Source organism: Mycolicibacterium vinylchloridicum (genome assembly GCF_013404075.1).
GTDB lineage: Bacteria > Actinomycetota > Actinomycetes > Mycobacteriales > Mycobacteriaceae > Mycobacterium > Mycobacterium vinylchloridicum.
Window position 1 is genome coordinate 1 of record NZ_JACBJQ010000033.1, and the last position, 17,889, is coordinate 17,889.

The window sequence follows — 17,889 nt, forward strand, 5'->3', positions numbered from 1 at the left end:
CTTCGTCTCCGGCTTCCTTCCCACCCCACCTCACAGTGACGCAGTTGCCATCGACTCGGAGTTAAACCACCTTCACCTCCAGAGGACTCACACCTCCAAGCGAATGCCCATGCTGGGCGTACAACGAAAAGCGGCGCCCACCGCAAAGGTGAGCGCCGCTTCCGCGGTACTAGTTCAGATCACTTGATGATCTTGGTAACCCGGCCGGCGCCGACGGTACGGCCGCCTTCGCGGATCGCGAAGCGCAGGCCCTCGTCCATGGCGACGGGCTGGATCAGCTTGACGGAGATGTCGGTGTTGTCACCGGGCATCACCATCTCGGTGCCCTCGGGGAGGGTCACGACGCCGGTCACGTCCGTGGTACGGAAGTAGAACTGCGGACGGTAGTTGTTGAAGAACGGCGTGTGGCGACCGCCCTCGTCCTTGGACAGGATGTAGACGCTGCCCTCGAACTCGGTGTGCGGGGTGGTGGTGCCGGGCTTCACGACGACCTGGCCGCGCTCGACATCCTCACGCTTGACGCCACGAACCAGCAGACCGACGTTGTCACCGGCCTGGCCCTGATCGAGCAGCTTGCGGAACATCTCCACACCGGTGACCGTGGTCTTGGTGGTGGTGGGGCGGATGCCGACGATCTCGACTTCCTCGTTCACGTTGATGATGCCGCGCTCGACACGACCGGTCACCACGGTGCCGCGGCCGGTGATCGTGAAGACGTCCTCGACGGGCATCAGGAACGGCTTGTCGGTCTCGCGGACCGGATCCGGGATCGACTCGTCGACGGCGTCCATCAGGTCCTCGACGGACTTGACCCAGGTCGGGTCACCCTCGAGTGCCTTCAGCGCGGACACCTTGATGACCGGGGCTTCCTCGTCGAACTCCTGGGCGGCCAGCAGTTCGCGGACCTCCATCTCGACGAGCTCGAGGAGCTCCTCGTCGTCGACCATGTCGGCCTTGTTCAGCGCCACCAAGATGTAGGGGACGCCGACCTGGCGGGCCAGCAGCACGTGCTCGCGGGTCTGCGGCATCGGACCGTCCGTGGCGGCGACCACCAGGATCGCGCCGTCCATCTGGGCGGCACCGGTGATCATGTTCTTGATGTAGTCAGCGTGGCCGGGGGCGTCGACGTGTGCGTAGTGACGCTTCTCGGTCTGGTACTCCACGTGGGAGATGTTGATGGTGATACCGCGCTGACGCTCCTCGGGCGCATTGTCGATCTGGTCGAATGCGCGCGATTCGTTCAGCGTCGGGTACTTGTCGTGCAGAACCTTGGTGATTGCTGCAGTCAGCGTGGTCTTGCCGTGGTCAACGTGACCGATGGTCCCGATGTTGACGTGCGGCTTCGTCCGCTCGAACTTCGCCTTCGCCACTTCTGTGTCCTCCTGGACTTGTTGGTGCTTGCTAAGCAGTGTTGATGTGTTCAGTTGTGTTGCGAGAGCGACGGATTACTGGCCCGTCGCCTTCGCGATGATCTCCTTCGACACGTTCGCCGGAACTTCGGCGTACGAGTCGAACACCATGGAGTAGTTAGCCCGGCCCTGCGTCTTCGACCGAAGGTCGCCGACATAGCCGAACATCTCCGACAGCGGAACCTGCGCCTTGACGACGCGCGCACCGCTGCGCTCCTCCATGGCCTGGATCTGACCACGGCGGGAGTTCAGGTCGCCGATCACGTCACCCATGTAGTCCTCGGGTGTGGTGACCTCGACGGCCATGATCGGTTCCAGGATGACGGGCTGCGCCATCGCGGCAGCCTTCTTCAGCACCTGGGAGCCGGCGATCTTGAAGGCCATTTCCGACGAGTCGACGTCGTGGTAGGCGCCGTCGAGGAGGACGACCTTCACGTTCACCAGCGGGTAGCCGGCCAGCACGCCGTACTGCATGGCGTCTTGGGCACCGGCGTCCACCGACGGGATGTACTCGCGCGGGATGCGGCCACCGGTGACCTTGTTCTCGAACTCGTAGGTCGCACCGTCCTCGCCGACGAACGGCTCGAGGTTGATGAGGACCTTCGCGAACTGGCCCGAACCGCCGGTCTGCTTCTTGTGCGTGAACTCGACGTTGGTGGCGGCCCGCTTGATGGTCTCCTTGTAGGCGACCTGCGGCTTACCGACGTTGGCCTCGACCTTGAACTCGCGGCGCATGCGGTCCACCAGGATGTCCAGATGCAGCTCGCCCATACCGCCGATGACGGTCTGGCCGGTCTCCTGGTCCAAGTGCACCTTGAAGGTGGGATCCTCTTCGGCGAGCTTCTGGATCGAGAGGCTCAGCTTCTCCTGGTCACTCTTGGTCTTGGGCTCGATGGCGACCTCGATAACCGGATCGGGGAACGTCATCGACTCGAGAACGATCTGGTGGTTCGGATCGCTCAAGGTGTCGCCGGTGGTGGTGTCCTTGAGGCCGATCACCGCGTAGATGTGGCCTGCGGACGCCGACTCGACCGGGTTCTCCTTGTTGGAGTGCATCTGGAACAGCTTGCCCAGCCGCTCCTTCTTGCCCTTGGTCGAGTTGATGACCTGCGCACCGGAGTCGACCTTGCCCGAGTACACCCGGACGTAGGTCAGCTTGCCGAAGAACGGGTGCGTGGCGACCTTGAAGGCCAGTCCCGCGAACGGCTCGTCGGCCGACGGCTTGCGCGAGATGATCTCGTCTTCCTTGCCCGGGACGTGACCTTCGGCGGCCGCGACGTCCAGCGGGGTGGGGAGGTAGTCGATGACCGCGTCGAGCATGGGCTGCACGCCCTTGTTCTTGAACGCCGAACCGCACAACACCGGGTAGCCGGCGCTGGTGACGGTCAACTTGCGCAGGCCGGCCTTGATCTCCTCGACGGTGAGCTCTTCGCCGCCCAGGTACTTCTCCATGAGGTCGTCATCGGCTTCGGCGACGGCCTCGATCATCGCGGTGCGATACTCCTCGGCCTTCTCCTGCAGCTCGGCCGGGATGTCAACGACGTCGTACTTCTCGCCGAGCTTCGTCTCGCCGCGCCACACCTTGGCCTTCATCTCGACCAGGTCGACGACGCCCTCGAAGTCACCTTCGGAGCCGATCGGCAACTGGATCGGGACCACGTTCGCACCGAGGCGGTCCTTCATGGTCTGCACCGAGAAGTAGAAGTCGGCACCCAGCTTGTCCATCTTGTTGACGAAGCAGATGCGCGGTACGTCGTACTTGTCGGCCTGACGCCAGACCTGCTCGGACTGCGGCTCGACACCTTCCTTGCCGTCGAAGACGGCTACGGCACCGTCGAGCACGCGCAGCGAACGCTCCACCTCGACGGTGAAGTCGACGTGGCCCGGGGTGTCGATGATGTTGATCTGGTTGTCGTTCCAGAAGCAGGTGGTAGCGGCCGAGGTGATGGTGATACCCCGCTCCTGCTCCTGCTCCATCCAGTCCATCGTGGCGGCACCGTCGTGCACCTCACCGATCTTGTACGAGATACCGGTGTAGAAGAGGATGCGCTCGGTCGTCGTCGTCTTGCCGGCATCGATGTGCGCCATGATGCCGATGTTGCGGACCTTGTTCAGGTCGGTCAGCACGTCCTGTGCCACGGCTAAATTCCCACTCTTTCGGTTCTCAGTTCGGTGTATTCGGTGCGCCGAGCATCCGCAACACTGCGGACGCCGGCGGCGTGATCACCAGCGGTAGTGCGCGAAGGCCCGGTTCGCCTCGGCCATCTTGTGGGTGTCTTCACGTCGCTTGACGGCGGCACCCAGGCCATTGCTGGCGTCGAGGATCTCGTTGGCCAGGCGCTCGATCATGGTCTTCTCGCGGCGCGCCTTGGAGAAGCTGACCAGCCAGCGCAGGGCCAGCGTGGTCGAGCGATCGGGGCGCACCTCGACGGGCACCTGATAGGTGGCGCCACCGACACGACGGCTGCGCACCTCCAGGGCGGGCTTGACGTTGTCGAGAGCGCGCTTCAGGGTGACGACCGGATCAGTGCCGGTCTTGTCGCGAGCCTGTTCGAGCGCACCGTAAACAATGCGTTCCGCCAGCGATTTCTTCCCGTCCAGCAGCACTTTGTTGACCAGTTGGGTGACCAGCTGCGACCCGTAGACCGGGTCGTTGACGAGAGGACGCTTGGGAGCGGGACCCTTGCGCGGCATCAGCTCTTCTCCTTCTTCGCGCCGTAACGGCTGCGGGCCTGCTTGCGGTTCTTGACGCCCTGGGTGTCCAGCGAGCCACGGATGATCTTGTAGCGCACACCCGGGAGGTCCTTCACACGACCACCGCGCACCAGCACCATCGAGTGCTCCTGCAGGTTGTGACCCTCACCGGGGATGTAGGCGGTGACTTCCACGCCGGATGTCAGCTTCACGCGCGCGACCTTGCGAAGTGCCGAGTTCGGCTTCTTCGGGGTGGTCGTGTACACGCGGGTGCACACGCCTCGGCGCTGCGGGCTCCCCTTGAGGGCCGCGGTCTTCACCTTCGCGACCTTGTCGGTGCGACCCTTGCGGACCAGCTGCTGAATGGTTGGCATTACCGGCTTTCTTCTCTCGTTCGTCTTTCGGCGGTTCTCAAGTCTCTGTACTGCTGTTTTAGCCCCGCCGCGTACCCCGCTGCCGGGCGTGTCGCACACACTGCGCACCGGCAAAATCCGATGCATACTGGACATGCGAATTGGCCCGGCGTGCGCGCATGCGTTCCTGCTTGCGCCCCTATTGGCCAGGCACGAGCTTCTACGATACCAGGCGCGGCACGCCCCTCCAAACTCGGTGTCCGGCGCCTTACTGCAGGTCAACGCGTGAATGTCGGCGTCGGTTCCGCGCAGCCCGGTTCTTAGGTGCTCGGCAGCAGGCTCAGCCGCGTGGATCGCTGCGTCGCGCCATACCGGCGGCCAGCCGCAGCACCATGTCGGAGAACACAGCGTCGGTGTCGACCATATCCATGACGCCGGTCATCTCCAGAAGCACGAACCCGTGTATCGCCGCCCAGAACTCCAGCGAGGCATAGAACGCGTCGTCACCGTCCAGGCCGTAAGAGGCCAGCACCTCGATGACCGGCGCCGCAGCGGCGTGCGAGGCGGCGGTGAACTCGGGATCGTCACCACCCAAGGGCATCCGGGTGAAGGCCGAATAGCGGCCGGGATGGTGATGGGCGTAGCTGCGGTACGCGCTGGCCATCGCCGTCACCGCGTCGTCGCGGGTGCGGCCCTGCCCGGCGGCGGACAGCATCCGCAGGATGTCATCGATGACGTGCATGCGGACGGTCCTGCGCAGGTCTTCCAAGCTGTGCACGTGGTTGTAGAGCGACGGCCCCTTGGTGCCCAGCTGGGTGGCCAGGGCATTGATCGTCAGTCCGTCCCACCCCTCCCGGTCCAGGAAGGTCAGCGCCGCATTGACGATGACCTCACGGCTGAGTTTCGCGGACCTCGCCGACGACCGGTTGCCGGAGCGCGGCCGACCGCCCGCGGAGTCCGATTCCGGCGAAGATGTCATGACAAGGCCCTTCAATGGTGGATCGACGAGGAACTCTAGTTGACCGACCGGCACGGACGTAGGCTCCAGCTCGGGTTGGGGTGGAATAGAGCGCCCGTCGGTGAGCTGGGACCACCTAAGGGTCGTCGAACACGGTGATCGCGGATAACGTCGTCAACGAACCGGATCGATCGCGTTCCGGTGCAGGACCTCGAAGGATGTATCTGATGCACTCCCCCACCCTGATCGCCGGCATCGGCGTGCTCGCCGTCATCGCCCTGGCTGGCTGCGGATCCACCAGTAAGGACACCGAGTCCCCGACGGCCACGGCCGGAAAATCGGGTGCTCAGGTGGAAGTGGGCAACACCATCAACTACGGCTCATTCGGCACCACCGCCGAGATCGACTGCGCCGACGGCAAGTCACTCAACGTCGGCGGCTCGAACAACACCTTGACGGTGAAGGGCTCCTGCGCGTCGGTGAACATCGGCGGTGCGGACAACAAGATCACCTTCGACAAGATCGACAAGGAACTCTCCGTCGTCGGCCTCAACAACACCGTCACCTACAAGGGCGAGCCCAAGGTCAACAACCTCGGCTCGGGGAACACCCTCAACAAGGCCTAAGCCTTCTCCCCGTGCCTGCCGGCACCCTGCGCGAATCGCTGTGCCCCGGCCAGTGATTCGGCGGCCACCCGGGACAAGCTGCCGAACTCGAAGCCCATGGCCTCGGCTTCGGACTGCCCCCATTGGTTGAGCGCGGACATTCGATCCGAACGCAGACAGAGTTGCGGCAGTAGAGCCAGTTCGGCAGCGAGTTCCTCGGCGGCCTGACGCGCCTGCCCCTTGGGTACGACCCGGTTGGCCAGGCCGATGGCCAACGCCTCCGGTGCGTCGACGGCCCGGCCGGTCAGGATCAGATCCATCGCGCGGCTGTGCCCGATCAGCCGGGGCAGTCGCACCGTGCCGCCGTCGATCAGGGGAACGCCCCAGCGCCGGCAGAACACCCCGAACACGGCGTCCTCTTCGGCGACCCGCAGATCGCACCACAGCGCCAGCTCGATGCCGCCGGCGACGGCGTACCCGCTGACCGCGGCGATCACCGGCTTGGACAACACCATGCGGCTGGACCCCATCGGCCCGGGGCCATCCCTGTGCAACGGGTTCGTGTCGGGCGTGCCGATCGCCTTGAGATCAGCTCCGGCACAGAAGGTTCCGTTGTCGCCCCAGAGCACGGCCACCGAGGCCGACTCGTCGTTGTCGAACTCCTCGAAGGCGTTGAACAAGGCCATCGCCGTCGGGCCGTCGACAGCGTTGCGCGCGTGTGGGCGGTCGAGGATCACCGTCGTGACAGGCCCGTTCTTCTCGACGCGCACTGATTCCCTCTCCCGGGTCGCTCCGCTCCTGCCCTCCGGATCGCTCATTTCGCCTCCACCAGTCGTCCCTCGTCTCGCCGCGCACCCAGTTCGGCGGCGAAGTCTGTATAGGTCGTGCGAAGTTCGACACCCGGCCAGTGCGCGGGCAGCATCTCCTTCGGCAGGACCGGGTCGGTGAGCAGATGCCGCACAATGCCTGCGGCCGCACGGAATCGGCCCGGCACGTCACGTGCGGCGGCCATGTCAGCCAGCAGCCGATGGCCGACGTCCGCCCAGCCGGGCAGGTCCCACAACCGCCGGGTCAACTCGACCGGGTCGTCGTCGCGGGAGTGCAGCACTCGGACCCGCTCGACGATTTCGGCGGGCAGTTCATCGTCGAAATTGTCCGGGCGCAGCCAGACGCCTTCCCTGAGTTCACCGAAACGCTTGGACTGCAGGGTATTTCGTAGCGCCGCCCGCGCGCGCGCATCCATGCCGACCGCGGTGATGACCAAGGTGATCCAATTGCGGTCCCAGTCGCGGGTTCGCGGGTAGAGCGCATCGTCCTGGCGGCGCTGGCGGTGCAGCAGCCGGTCGGACAATCGGTAGCCGTCGTCGGAGCGCACCAGGTCACCGGCCGCGACCATCCTGGTCAGCGCCACTCGCAGGGTCTGCTCGCGGATACCGAAATCCGATGTCAGCCGCAATAATTCCGCCGATGTGGCCCACGCCGGATGGGCACCGAGCAGGACGCTGAGCACCACCGACCGGGCGGTCATCTTCGACAGTGATTGCGGCACGTTCACACTCCCGACGCGCGACGCCCGTGGTCACCGAACGGTTCGTCGCGGTGGCGCACCGCCTCCCGGAACCCGTGCGCGCGAGCGTCGGCCACGAACGCGTGCCCCTCCGGGGTGTGCCGGGCGATACCGTCGAACACCGTGCTGATCATCCGGCTGGTCGCAACGCCCTGCTGGTACAGCGCGGCGTTCATCGCCAGCTTGACCATGATCAATTGATTCACCGGCACGGCCGCGATGCGCTCGACGAGCCGCTCCGTGCGCTCGTCGAGGTCGGCCGCATCCGGCGCCTCGATCGCCAGGCCCCACTCGGCGGCCTGCGCCCCGGTGATGCAATCCCCGGTCAGCAGAAGGCGTTTGGCGCGCTGATCGCCGAGGCGATGGGCCCACAGCCCGGCGGCGGGCACTCCCCACACCCGCGTCGGCGGATAGCCGATCTTGGCGTCGGCCGCGGCTATCACCTGGTCGGCGTGCAGTGCGATGTCGGTGCCGCCGGCCACGCAGTAGCCGTGGATCTTGACCACGGTCGGCTTGTCGGCGTGCATCAAGCTGGCGAAGCCACGCACGAACCGGCTCATCATCTGGTAATCGATCATCGGATCCCACGGCTGATCCGGTCGATGGTTGACCGCCTGCGTCTTGCCGTCCAGAACGGTTCCCTGGCGGTTGCCGCCGCCGGCGGAGGACGAGCCGTCGGCGTAGGCACCGAGGTCGAAACCGGCGCAGAAGCCCTCGCCTCGACCCGACACCAAGATCACATGGACGTTGGGATCCAGGTCGGCCCGCTCGACCAGCGCCGCCAACTCCAGCGGCGTGTCGGCGACGATGGCGTTGCCCTTCTCGGGGCGGTTGAAGGTGATGCGGGCGACTCGATCGGTGACCTCGTAGGTCATCGTCTTGAGTTCGGTCATCCCTTCACCAGGCAGCGCTCGAGGATCGGCGCCAAGTCGAGTCCGTCGGGCAGCGTGCCGAACGCGCCGCCCCAGTTGCCGCCCATCCGGGTGGCCAGGAACGCCTCGGCGACCGCGGGATGGCCGTAGCGGACCAGCAGCGAGCCCTGCAGCGCCAGCGCGATGTCTTCGGTGATCTTGCGCGCCCGGTATTCGATCGCGTCGAAATTGCCCAACTCGGCCCGCAATTCGGCGACGTGGGTATCCAGCCGGACGTCCTGGCCCGCGCTGGTGGCGAGTTCGTCGAACAATACGTCGACGCATTCGGGACGGGTTGCCATGGCGCGCAACGTGTCCAGCGCGCTGACGTTGCCCGACCCTTCCCAGATTCCCATCAGCGGCGCCTCGCGGTAGAGCCGTGGCATGCCGGATTCCTCGGCATAGCCGTTGCCACCCAGGCATTCCATCGCCTCGCCGGCGTGCGGAGTGGCCCGCTTGCACACCCAGTACTTAGCGGCAGCCAGGCCGATCCGGCGCAGCAGTGTCTCTCGTTCGTCACCGCGGACGGCGGCGTCGGTGGCACCGGCCATCCGCATCGCGATGATGGTGGCGGCTTCGGCTTCGACGGCGAGATCGGCCAGCACGTTGCGCATCAGCGGCTGGTCGATCAGATAGGCGCCGAACGCCTTTCGGTGCTGGGCGTGGTGCACGGCGCGGGTCAGCCCGCTGCGCATACTGGTGGCGCTGCCCAGCGTGCAGTCCAGCCGGGTGAGGTTGACCATCTCGATGATGGTCGGCACCCCGCGGCCTTCCTCGCCGACCAGCCACGCGACCGCACCGTCGTACTCGACCTCGGACGAGGCATTGGCGTGATTGCCCAGCTTGTCCTTCAAGCGCTGCAAGAACATTCGGTTGCGGGTGCCGTCGGGCAGTACACGCGGCAGCATGAAACAGCTCAGGCCGCCGGGCGCCTGTGCCAGCACCAGAAAGATGTCGCTCATCGCCGCGGAGGTGAACCACTTGTGCCCGGTGAGGGTGTAGCTGCCGTCACCGTTGGGCACGGCCTGGGTGGTACCGGCCCGCACGTCGGAGCCGCCCTGCTTCTCGGTCATCGACATGCCCGCGGTGATGCCGACCTTGGTGGCGGGCACCTTCAGTTCGGGGTCGTATTCGCGGCTGGTCAGCAGCGGCTCGTACACCGCTGCGAGGTCGGGGTTGTGGCGCAGTGCGGGCACGACGGCGTACGTCATCGAGATCGGACAGATGTGACCCGGCTCGGGAGTCCACACCCCCATCTTGGCCGCGCGCACCACGTGCGCACCCGGGCGGTCGTCGGCCCACGGTGCGGCATGCATGCCGTGGGCAATGGCCGTGCGCATCAGCTCGTGGTAGGCGGGGTCGTACTCGATCTCGTCGACGCGATGGCCGTACCGGTCGTGGGTGTGCAGGATCGGCTGGTTGCGGTCGGCCAGCTCTCCCCAGCGCTGGGCCTGTGCGCTGCCGGAGAGCGCACCGAGCTCGGTGACCTCTTCGACACCCCATCGGCCGCCCTCCCGGATCAGGGCCTCGATCAGGACCGGTGAGTCCGCCGGGTTGTGATCCAGCAGCGGGGGAACCTGGTTGGTGACGACATGCGTATCCGACATCCCACCACTGTTACATTTTTCCGACGGTCGCACAAGATGCGTAATATGGCACGCTGGAGTGGTGAAGCCGAACTCTGTCGTCCACGCCGCAACCCAGTGGCTCGAACACGAAGCGGTGCCTGCCGACCAGTCCCTTGGCGGCGAGCCCCACACCGGGACAGCCGAACTCGGACAGTTCGGCGGGCTCGAAATCGGGGTGTGGGAGATGACGCCCGGCGTGATGCGCGACGTCGAGGCCGAGGAAGTATTCGTGGTGCTCTCCGGCGCGGCCACCGTCGGCTTCGAGGACGGGGGTCCGCCGCTCACACTCAGCGCCGGCGACGTGGTGCGCCTGACGAAGGGCACCAGGACGGTGTGGACGGTGACCGAGACGCTGCGGAAGGTCTATCTGACCTAAACCGGCGGGCAGGGGCGAAGCGGCCCGGGGAAGCTAACCGGGGTGGGCGGCGAAGAAGTCCCACATCCTCTGCGTGGCGAACGACGGCCAGTCGTGCCCGCCGCCGGCCACGGTGATCAACTCGACGCTGCGCCCGCTCGGACAGTTCGCCACGGAGGTCGTCAGATCCCCGTCGACCGTGGTCGCCGGCGGCTGGCATTGATCGACGTTGCGCCAAAACGCGTTGACCTCAGGCGGAGTAGGCGTCTTGACATGGACGGCGGTCCCCGGCTCGCCGTCGTAGCGAATCAGCCGGTCGTCGGTGCCGTGGATGTGCAGCACCGACGTCGGCCGCGGCGACGTACATGCCTCCAGTTGGGTCGCCGCATCCGGCCCGATAGCGGCGAAAACCGCACTGTTGCAAGCTAATTTATAGGCCATCATGCCGCCGTTGCTGATTCCGGCGGCGTAGATGCGGGCGGGGTCGATGCCCACGTTGTCGGCGATGTCGCGGACCGCGGCGGTGATGAAGCCGACGTCGTCGACACCCTCGTCACCCGCGCGACCGCAGCAGCCACCGGAATTCCACGACTCGCCCACTCCATCGGGGTAGGCGACCACAAACTTGGCGGAGTCGGCGAGATCGTTCCAGCCGTACTGTCGTTCGGCCTGCGCGGCACTACCGGTCCAGCCGTGCAGCATCACGACCAGCGATGCCGCCGGCGACAAGCCCTTGGGGAGGTAGAGCCGATACACACGGTCGATGCCCCCGACCGTGATCGCATGCACACTGGCGCCGGCGGTGAACTGGGACGTCACCGCAGCCGACGGCGCGCAGGCCGACACCAACAGCAGTGCCATCAGCAGCGCGACACGGCGGACCCACATGACTAGCTCACGTGTTCGCGGAGGAAGGCGATGTCGTCCTTGCGGCCTTCGTCGGCGGTCTCGCAGATCACCGGCGCATCAGCGGCCTCCACGACCGCGACCAGAAGCTGCGGATCGATCTGTCCGGTACCGAAATTCGCGTGCCGGTCGGCGCCGGAACCCTTGGCGTCCCGCGAGTCGTTGCAGTGCACCAGGTCGATGCGTCCGGTGATCCCCTTGATCCGCTCGACCGCGTCGATCAGCTCTTCGCCGGCCGCCCACGCGTGGCAGGTGTCCAGGCAGAACCCGATGCCGGTGTCGGCGATACGCTCCCAGAGCCGGGCGATGGTGTCGAAATGACGCGCCATGGCGTGGTCACCGCCCGCGGTGTTCTCCAGATAGACCGGCATATCCGTCTCGAGCGCCGCCAGGGCCTTCACCCAGCGTTCGAAACCGGCCTCCATATCGTTGTCGTCGGCGTGACCCCCATGCACGATCACCGCGGTGGCGTCGATCTCGGCGGCGGCGTCGCAGGTGTCCTGCAGGATCTTGCGCGACGGGATGCGCACGCGGTTGTTGGCCGAGGCCACGTTGATCAGGTACGGCGCGTGTACATACAGCGGGATGGCCGACGCCTTCAGGCTCGCGGCGTCCTCGCGGGGCTTGGGCTTCTTCCAGCTCTGCGGGTTACCGAGGAAGAACTGCGCCACCTCGGCGCCGTCGGCAGCCGCGGCTGCCAGCGGGTCGTCGCCATGCACATGGGAACCGATCAGCACGGATCGAGTCTATGCGCGGCCACCGACCACGCGCACGGCCGTCATCGCCGCCAGAACAGATGGTGAGTGACGCCGCTCGGACTGGGCACCACCTCGTGATGGAACCGGTCGTCGAGTTCGTCGGGTGACTCCCACAGCCGCGAACCCGCACCGATCTCCACGTCGGCGACCGCCACATGCAAAGTGTCGACGAGGCCCGCGTCGAGGAACTCCCGGACGGTACTCGCACCGCCGCCGAGCCGGACATCCTTGCCGTCCGCGGCCGCCTTCGCCTGGTTCAGGACATCCGCCGGCTCACCGGACACGAAGTGAAACGTCGTGTCCGACAGCGTCAGCGACGGGCGCTCATGGTGCGTCATGACGAACACCGGAGTGTGGAAAGGCGGCTGCTCACCCCACCAGCCCTGCCACTCGGGATGGTCCTGCCAGGGGCCGCGGTACGGGCTGAACTTGTTGCGGCCCATGATTTCCGCGCCGATGTTGTTGGTGAAGTCCCGGGTGAAATAGTCGTCAAGGCCGCGCGTTCCGCCCGGCTCCCTGCGGCCCACCCAACTCGCCGTCGCGCCGACCCAGGCGAACAGCGCCGGTTGGTCGGCGTCGCCGAACGGCCGCTCGAAGCACTGGTTGAGCCCCGCGCCGAATCCGTCCCGCGACAGCATGAAGTTGTGGACTCTGAGCAGTTGTGCCATGTCAGTTAGACCCCGATGGCCCACGAAACTCATCGCTCCTTCCGCGAGCAGACGTGAAACCCCCCATATTCCGAACGAAATGGGGGGTTTCACGTCTGCTCGGCCAGTGAGAAGAGTCGATCCGCCCGCCGATCCGGTCGACCAGGTCTGCGGGGTACCGGCGCACATCGTCGACCACGAAGCGCACCAGATCCCATCCGCACTCGTGCAGCCGGCTGGACTTGATGCGGTCGCGCTTCCACGCTGTCGGATTGGCATGCCACTCCATGCTGTCGTACTCGGCCGCAACCCGCGCCTCCGGCCAAGCGAAGTCGACCCGCCACACATCGGCGCAACGGTCGACGATCTCATGCTGCAGCACGAGCGGCGCGAGTCCTCCGTCGATGAACACCAGCCGCGCTTCGCTCTCCATCGGCGACTCGGCCCGTCCGTCAGCGAGTGCCATGAGTTCCCGGACCGTGACGATTCCGCGTCGACCCTTTTGCTCGATGATCGCGGCCTGTAGGTCGGCCGCCGTGCACGCTCCGGTATGGAGTGCGGCGTCGAGTACTGCGAGCGCACGGGGTCGGCGCAGCGTCCTGGCGATCTCGATGGCGGTCCAGGCCGGCGCGGTGAACAAGCGGCCGGCTACGACCGTCAACGGGGCACCGAGCCGTTGGTGCACCATGACGTTCCCCGACGGCCGGATACGTATGCCGGGATCAAGAACGTGTAGTCGCTCATCGGGCTCGATGTCGAACCCGTACACCTGGGCAGCGGTGTTCATGCAAGCTACGATGCGCGTGCCGGAGGTCGCGTCCAGCGCGGCGAGCTGACTGGCAACATCGGGCAGACCCGCCGCGTACACACCCCGACGGATGCGAACCAGCCTGCCGCGTTGCACAGCAACTTCGAGAGCTTTCGCAGACATGACCTCGAGGAGCTGCGGCGTGGTCGCGACTCCGCCGTTGGCGGCTACGAGCGCCTGGAAGTCGGCCGAGGACATGCGCCGTATGCTCGCCGCGATTGGCGTACGGCGGTAGTCACGCCGGGGCTTGCTGTGGGCAGCCCCGGCGAAGAGACGCGAAACCCCCCAAAACCTGGCGGTTTTGGGGGGTTTCGCGTCTGCTCGCGCAGAGAAGGTTACCGGTAGTCGCTGTAGCCGTAATCGTCCAGCGGCACCGCGGCACCGGTGGCCTGGCCGAAGTCCGGGCTGTAGTACTGATCCTCGTAGGACGGGATCGTGTACGCCGCGGCCCGAGCCTCTTCGGTCGGCTGCACCTGGATGTTGCGGTAGCGGTTGATACCGGTACCGGCCGGGATCAGCTTGCCGATGATCACGTTCTCCTTGAGACCCTGCAGCTTGTCGCTGCGGCAGTTGATCGCCGCATCGGTCAGCACGCGAGTGGTCTCCTGGAACGACGCCGCCGACAGCCACGAATCGGTGGCCAGCGACGCCTTGGTGATACCCATCAGCACCGGACGGCCGGCCGCGGGCTCGCCACCCTCGGCAACGACCCGACGGTTCTCGTTCTCGAACTCCGCACGCTCGGTCAGCGAGCCGGGCAGGAACTCCGTCGAGCCCGAGTCGATGATCGTGACGCGACGCAGCATCTGCCGAACGATGACCTCGATGTGCTTGTCGTGGATCGACACACCCTGCGCGCGGTACACCTCCTGCACCTCTTTGACGAGGTGGATCTGCACCTTGCGCGGGCCCTCGACACGGAGCACCTCGTGCGGGTCGGCCGAGCCCTCCATGAGCTGCTGGCCCACTTCGACGTGGTCACCGTTGACAAGCAACCGCTCGCTGCCGTCGTCGTGCTTGAACACCTTCAAGCGCTGACGCTTGGAGAGCTTGTCGTACACGACCTCCTCGCTCCCGTCGTCGGGAACGATGGTGATCTTGTAGAACTTCTCGGTCTCCTCCAACTGCACCCGTCCGGCGACATCGGCGATCGGGGCCCGGTTCCGCGGAACGCGCGCCTCGAACAGCTCCTGAACCCGGGGCAGACCACCGACGATGTCGGCGCCACCGGTAACACCACCCTGGTGGAAGGTACGCATGGTCAGCTGCGTGCCGGGCTCACCGATGGACTGCGCGGCCACGATGCCGACGGCCTCACCGATGTCCACCAGCTTGCCGGTGGCCATCGAGCGGCCGTAGCACATCGCGCACACGCCCGAGACGCTGGTGCAGGTGAGCACCGAGCGGACCTTGACCGAGGTGATGCCGGCCTCGAGCAGAGCGTCGATCGCCGGATCGCCGAGGTCGTGTCCGGCCACGACGATCACATTGCCCTTCTCGTCGACCGCATCGGCGGCCAGCGTGCGGGCATACGCCGAGGTTTCGACGTGCGGATCGCGGATCAGCGCGTCGCCCTGCATCTCGGCGAGATCCACCAGGATGCCGCGCTCGGTGCCGCAGTCGTGCTCGCGGACGATGACGTCCTGGCTGACGTCGACCAGACGGCGGGTCAGGTAACCCGAGTCAGCGGTACGAAGTGCCGTGTCCGCCAGGCCCTTTCGGGCACCGTGGGTGTTGATGAAGTACTCCAGCACCGTCAGGCCCTCACGGAACGAGGACTTGATGGGGCGCGGGATGAACTCACCCTTCGGGTTGGTCACCAGACCCTTCATGCCGGCCAGCGTTCGGGTCTGGGTGAAGTTACCCGTCGCACCGGAGTCCACGATCGTGATGATCGGGTTGTCCTCCGGGTAGTGCGCCCGCAGCGCCTTACCGACCTCTTCGGTGGCTTCCTTCCAGAGCTCGACGAGGGCGTCGTTGCGCTCCTGCTTGTTCAACGCACCGCGCTGGTACTTCTTCTCGACCCCGTCGGCTTCGGCCTCGTAACGCTCGAGGATCTCCTGCTTCTCGGGCGGCACGATGACGTCGGCCATCGAGACGGTCACACCCGAGCGGGTGGCCCAGTGGAAACCAGCGTCCTTGAGCTTGTCGACGGTCTGCGCGACGACGATCATCGGGTAGCGCTCGGCCAGATCGTTGATGATCCGGGCCTGGACCTTCTTGTGCATCTGCTCATTGACGAACGGATACCCCTGCGGCAGAAGCTCGTTGAAGAGCACCCGGCCCAGCGTGGTCTCGGCGGTCCAGGCATTGCCCGGGCGCCAGCCGTTCTCGCCGAACAGTTCGTTCTCGACCTCGTGCGGCGGACGCAGCTGCGTCAGGCGCACCTTGATCTGAGCCCGAACGCTCAGCGCACCGCGATCCATCGCCATGATGGCCTCGGCCGGCGAGCTGTACACACCGGTCTCGGCGACATCCTTGGCCGCAGCGGTGTGCTCACCCTTCTCGCCGGGAACCAGCGTGGTCAGGAAGAACAGACCGGTGACCATGTCCAGACGCGGCATGGCCAGCGGCTTGCCCGACGCCGGCGACAGGATGTTGTTGCTCGACAGCATGAGGATGCGGGCCTCGGCCTGCGCCTCGGCGCTCAGCGGCAGATGGACCGCCATCTGGTCACCGTCGAAGTCGGCGTTGAACGCCTCACAGACCAGCGGGTGCAGCTGGATGGCCTTGCCCTCCACCAGCTGCGGCTCGAAGGCCTGGATGCCGAGGCGGTGCAGCGTAGGTGCACGGTTCAGCAGCACCGGGTGCTCGGCGATGACCTCTTCGAGGACATCCCACACCTGGGGACGCTGACGCTCCACCATTCGCTTGGCGCTCTTGATGTTCTGCGCGTGGTTCAGGTCGACCAGACGCTTCATCACGAACGGCTTGAACAGCTCGAGTGCCATCAGCTTCGGCAGACCGCACTGGTGCAGCTTGAGCTGCGGACCGACGACGATGACCGAACGGCCCGAGTAGTCGACGCGCTTGCCGAGCAGGTTCTGACGGAACCGGCCCTGCTTGCCCTTGAGTAGATCGGACAGCGACTTGAGCGGACGGTTGCCCGGCCCGGTGACCGGACGGCCGCGACGGCCGTTGTCGAACAGCGCGTCCACCGACTCCTGAAGCATGCGCTTCTCGTTGTTGACGATGATCTCGGGGGCACCGAGGTCGATCAGTCGCTTCAACCGGTTGTTGCGGTTGATCACGCGGCGGTAGAGGTCGTTCAGGTCGGAGGTCGCGAAGCGGCCACCGTCGAGCTGCACCATCGGACGCAGTTCCGGCGGGATCACCGGCACCGCGTCGAGCACCATGCCCATCGGCGAGTTGCCCGACTGCTGGAACGCGGCGACGACCTTCAGACGCTTGAGTGCGCGAAGCTTCTTCTGCCCCTTGCCGTTCCGGATGGTGTCGCGCAGGCTCTCGGCCTCGGCGTCGATGTCGAAGGTCTCGATGAGCTTCTGGATCGACTCCGCGCCCATCGAACCCTGGAAGTACTCGCCGTAGCGGTCGACCAGTTCGCGGTAGAGGTTCTCGTCGACGATCAGCTGCTTGACGGCCAGCTTGGTGAACGTCGTCCAGATCTCGTCGAGCCGGTCCAGCTCACGCTGGGCCCGGTCGCGCAGCTGACGCATCTCGCGCTCGCCACCGTCGCGCACCTTGCGGCGCACGTCGGACTTGGCACCCTCGGCTTCGAGCTCGGCCAGGTCGGCCTCGAGCTTCTGCGCGCGGGCCTCCAGGTCGGCGTCACGCTGATCGGCGACGGCCTTCTTCTCGACCTCCATCTCGGCTTCGAGAGTGGAGAGCTCGTTGTGGCGCATCTCGTCGTCGACCGCGGTGATGACGTAGGCGGCGAAGTAGATGATCTTCTCGAGATCCTTCGGCGCCAGGTCAAGCAGGTAGCCCAAGCGCGACGGGACGCCCTTGAAGTACCAGATGTGCGTGACGGGCGCGGCCAGCTCGATATGGCCCATCCGCTCGCGGCGCACCTTGGCGCGAGTGACCTCGACGCCGCAGCGCTCGCAGATGATGCCCTTGAAGCGGACGCGCTTGTACTTGCCGCAGTAGCACTCCCAGTCGCGAGTCGGTCCGAAGATCTTCTCGCAGAACAGGCCGTCCTTCTCCGGCTTCAATGTGCGGTAGTTGATGGTCTCCGGCTTCTTGACCTCGCCGTAGGACCACTGACGAATATCCTCAGCGGTGGCAAGGCCGATTCGGAGTTCATCGAAGAAGTTGACGTCTAGCACG

16 protein-coding genes are annotated in these 17,889 nt (G+C 65.9%); 2 read left to right on the plus strand and 14 right to left on the minus strand.

The genetic code is table 11. From position 1 onward, the window contains the following. Positions 1-179 precede the first annotated feature (179 nt). The 5 genes from tuf to HPC46_RS23495 form a co-directional block, all read right to left on the minus strand. Positions 180-1,370 (minus strand): elongation factor Tu, encoded by a 1,191-nt coding sequence (tuf, locus tag HPC46_RS23475; RefSeq protein WP_133694210.1) that lies wholly within the window; start codon positions 1,368-1,370, stop codon positions 180-182. A 75-nt stretch (positions 1,371-1,445) separates the two neighbouring features. Then, a complete protein-coding gene (gene fusA, locus HPC46_RS23480; protein WP_179474409.1) occupies positions 1,446-3,548 on the minus strand; it encodes an elongation factor G in 2,103 nt (700 codons plus the stop codon). 84 nt (positions 3,549-3,632) lie between these two features. Next, positions 3,633-4,103, minus strand: a complete 471-nt coding sequence (rpsG, locus tag HPC46_RS23485; protein WP_003881868.1) for a 30S ribosomal protein S7 — start codon at positions 4,101-4,103, stop codon at positions 3,633-3,635. Next, on the minus strand, positions 4,103-4,477 hold the full coding sequence (rpsL, locus tag HPC46_RS23490; protein ID WP_005143826.1) for a 30S ribosomal protein S12: 375 nt from the start codon (positions 4,475-4,477) through the stop codon (positions 4,103-4,105). The genes rpsG and rpsL overlap by 1 nt, the downstream gene beginning before the upstream one ends. A 319-nt stretch (positions 4,478-4,796) precedes the next feature. Beyond that, positions 4,797-5,435 carry a TetR/AcrR family transcriptional regulator gene (locus HPC46_RS23495; RefSeq protein WP_179474411.1) on the minus strand — a complete coding sequence of 213 codons (639 nt, stop codon included), beginning with the start codon at positions 5,433-5,435 and terminating at the stop codon, positions 4,797-4,799. A gap of 206 nt (positions 5,436-5,641) precedes the next feature. Between HPC46_RS23495 and HPC46_RS23500 the strand changes: the two genes are divergently transcribed. After that, entirely contained in the window at positions 5,642-6,040 is a 399-nt protein-coding gene (locus tag HPC46_RS23500) for a DUF3060 domain-containing protein (protein WP_179474413.1), read from the plus strand. Here the strand turns inward: HPC46_RS23500 and HPC46_RS23505 are convergent. From HPC46_RS23505 to HPC46_RS23520, 4 genes are read right to left on the minus strand one after another with little or no spacing between them, the layout of a single operon-like run. Next, positions 6,037-6,837: a crotonase/enoyl-CoA hydratase family protein gene (locus HPC46_RS23505; protein ID WP_179474415.1), complete on the minus strand. Its 801-nt coding sequence runs from the start codon at positions 6,835-6,837 to the stop codon at positions 6,037-6,039. The two genes, HPC46_RS23500 and HPC46_RS23505, sit on opposite strands and share 4 nt — an antisense overlap. Further along, the gene (locus tag HPC46_RS23510; RefSeq protein WP_179474491.1) at positions 6,834-7,547 is read right to left on the minus strand and encodes a PaaX family transcriptional regulator C-terminal domain-containing protein; all 714 of its coding nucleotides are present in this window, start codon (positions 7,545-7,547) and stop codon (positions 6,834-6,836) included. Before HPC46_RS23510 ends, HPC46_RS23505 begins: the two co-directional genes overlap by 4 nt. Before the next feature lie 23 nt (positions 7,548-7,570). Beyond that, the gene (locus HPC46_RS23515) at positions 7,571-8,479 is read right to left on the minus strand and encodes a crotonase/enoyl-CoA hydratase family protein (RefSeq protein ID WP_179474417.1); all 909 of its coding nucleotides are present in this window, start codon (positions 8,477-8,479) and stop codon (positions 7,571-7,573) included. Then, positions 8,476-10,104 carry an acyl-CoA dehydrogenase family protein gene (locus HPC46_RS23520; protein ID WP_179474419.1) on the minus strand — a complete coding sequence of 543 codons (1,629 nt, stop codon included), beginning with the start codon at positions 10,102-10,104 and terminating at the stop codon, positions 8,476-8,478. The genes HPC46_RS23515 and HPC46_RS23520 overlap by 4 nt, the downstream gene beginning before the upstream one ends. A 58-nt stretch (positions 10,105-10,162) precedes the next feature. On the opposite strand from HPC46_RS23520, the gene HPC46_RS23525 reads away from it, so the two are divergent. Then, positions 10,163-10,501 carry a cupin domain-containing protein gene (locus tag HPC46_RS23525; protein ID WP_179474421.1) on the plus strand — a complete coding sequence of 113 codons (339 nt, stop codon included), beginning with the start codon at positions 10,163-10,165 and terminating at the stop codon, positions 10,499-10,501. A 33-nt stretch (positions 10,502-10,534) separates the two neighbouring features. Here HPC46_RS23525 and HPC46_RS23530 read toward each other — a convergent pair whose 3' ends face one another. The 5 genes from HPC46_RS23530 to HPC46_RS23550 form a co-directional block, all read right to left on the minus strand. Continuing rightward, positions 10,535-11,368, minus strand: a complete 834-nt coding sequence (locus tag HPC46_RS23530) for an extracellular catalytic domain type 1 short-chain-length polyhydroxyalkanoate depolymerase (protein ID WP_179474423.1) — start codon at positions 11,366-11,368, stop codon at positions 10,535-10,537. A 2-nt stretch (positions 11,369-11,370) separates the two neighbouring features. Then, the gene (locus HPC46_RS23535; RefSeq protein ID WP_179474425.1) at positions 11,371-12,123 is read right to left on the minus strand and encodes a deoxyribonuclease IV; all 753 of its coding nucleotides are present in this window, start codon (positions 12,121-12,123) and stop codon (positions 11,371-11,373) included. Between the two features lie 41 nt (positions 12,124-12,164). Continuing rightward, positions 12,165-12,812: a dihydrofolate reductase family protein gene (locus HPC46_RS23540; protein ID WP_179474427.1), complete on the minus strand. Its 648-nt coding sequence runs from the start codon at positions 12,810-12,812 to the stop codon at positions 12,165-12,167. A gap of 1 nt (position 12,813) precedes the next feature. Beyond that, positions 12,814-13,797, minus strand: coding sequence for a type IV toxin-antitoxin system AbiEi family antitoxin domain-containing protein (locus tag HPC46_RS23545; RefSeq protein ID WP_233716603.1), 984 nt, complete (start codon positions 13,795-13,797; stop codon positions 12,814-12,816). Positions 13,798-13,934: 137 nt separating this feature from the next. Beyond that, positions 13,935-17,888, minus strand: coding sequence for a DNA-directed RNA polymerase subunit beta' (locus HPC46_RS23550; RefSeq protein WP_179474429.1), 3,954 nt, complete (start codon positions 17,886-17,888; stop codon positions 13,935-13,937). Between the last annotated feature and the right edge of the window lies 1 nt (position 17,889).

What these genes read in the sequence shown, in the direction of transcription:
- rpsG (WP_003881868.1), bottom strand. Translation starts at nt 4,103, where the DNA reads ATGCCGCGCAAGGGTCCCGCTCCCAAGCGTCCTCTCGTCAACGACCCG.
- rpsL (WP_005143826.1), bottom strand. Translation starts at nt 4,477, where the DNA reads ATGCCAACCATTCAGCAGCTGGTCCGCAAGGGTCGCACCGACAAGGTC.
- HPC46_RS23495 (WP_179474411.1), bottom strand. Translation starts at nt 5,435, where the DNA reads ATGACATCTTCGCCGGAATCGGACTCCGCGGGCGGTCGGCCGCGCTCC.
- HPC46_RS23500 (WP_179474413.1), top strand. Translation starts at nt 5,642, where the DNA reads ATGCACTCCCCCACCCTGATCGCCGGCATCGGCGTGCTCGCCGTCATC.
- HPC46_RS23505 (WP_179474415.1), bottom strand. Translation starts at nt 6,837, where the DNA reads ATGAGCGATCCGGAGGGCAGGAGCGGAGCGACCCGGGAGAGGGAATCA.
- HPC46_RS23510 (WP_179474491.1), bottom strand. Translation starts at nt 7,547, where the DNA reads ATGACCGCCCGGTCGGTGGTGCTCAGCGTCCTGCTCGGTGCCCATCCG.
- HPC46_RS23515 (WP_179474417.1), bottom strand. Translation starts at nt 8,479, where the DNA reads ATGACCGAACTCAAGACGATGACCTACGAGGTCACCGATCGAGTCGCC.
- HPC46_RS23520 (WP_179474419.1), bottom strand. Translation starts at nt 10,104, where the DNA reads ATGTCGGATACGCATGTCGTCACCAACCAGGTTCCCCCGCTGCTGGAT.
- HPC46_RS23530 (WP_179474423.1), bottom strand. Translation starts at nt 11,368, where the DNA reads ATGTGGGTCCGCCGTGTCGCGCTGCTGATGGCACTGCTGTTGGTGTCG.
- HPC46_RS23540 (WP_179474427.1), bottom strand. Translation starts at nt 12,812, where the DNA reads ATGGCACAACTGCTCAGAGTCCACAACTTCATGCTGTCGCGGGACGGA.
- HPC46_RS23545 (WP_233716603.1), bottom strand. Translation starts at nt 13,797, where the DNA reads ATGTCCTCGGCCGACTTCCAGGCGCTCGTAGCCGCCAACGGCGGAGTC.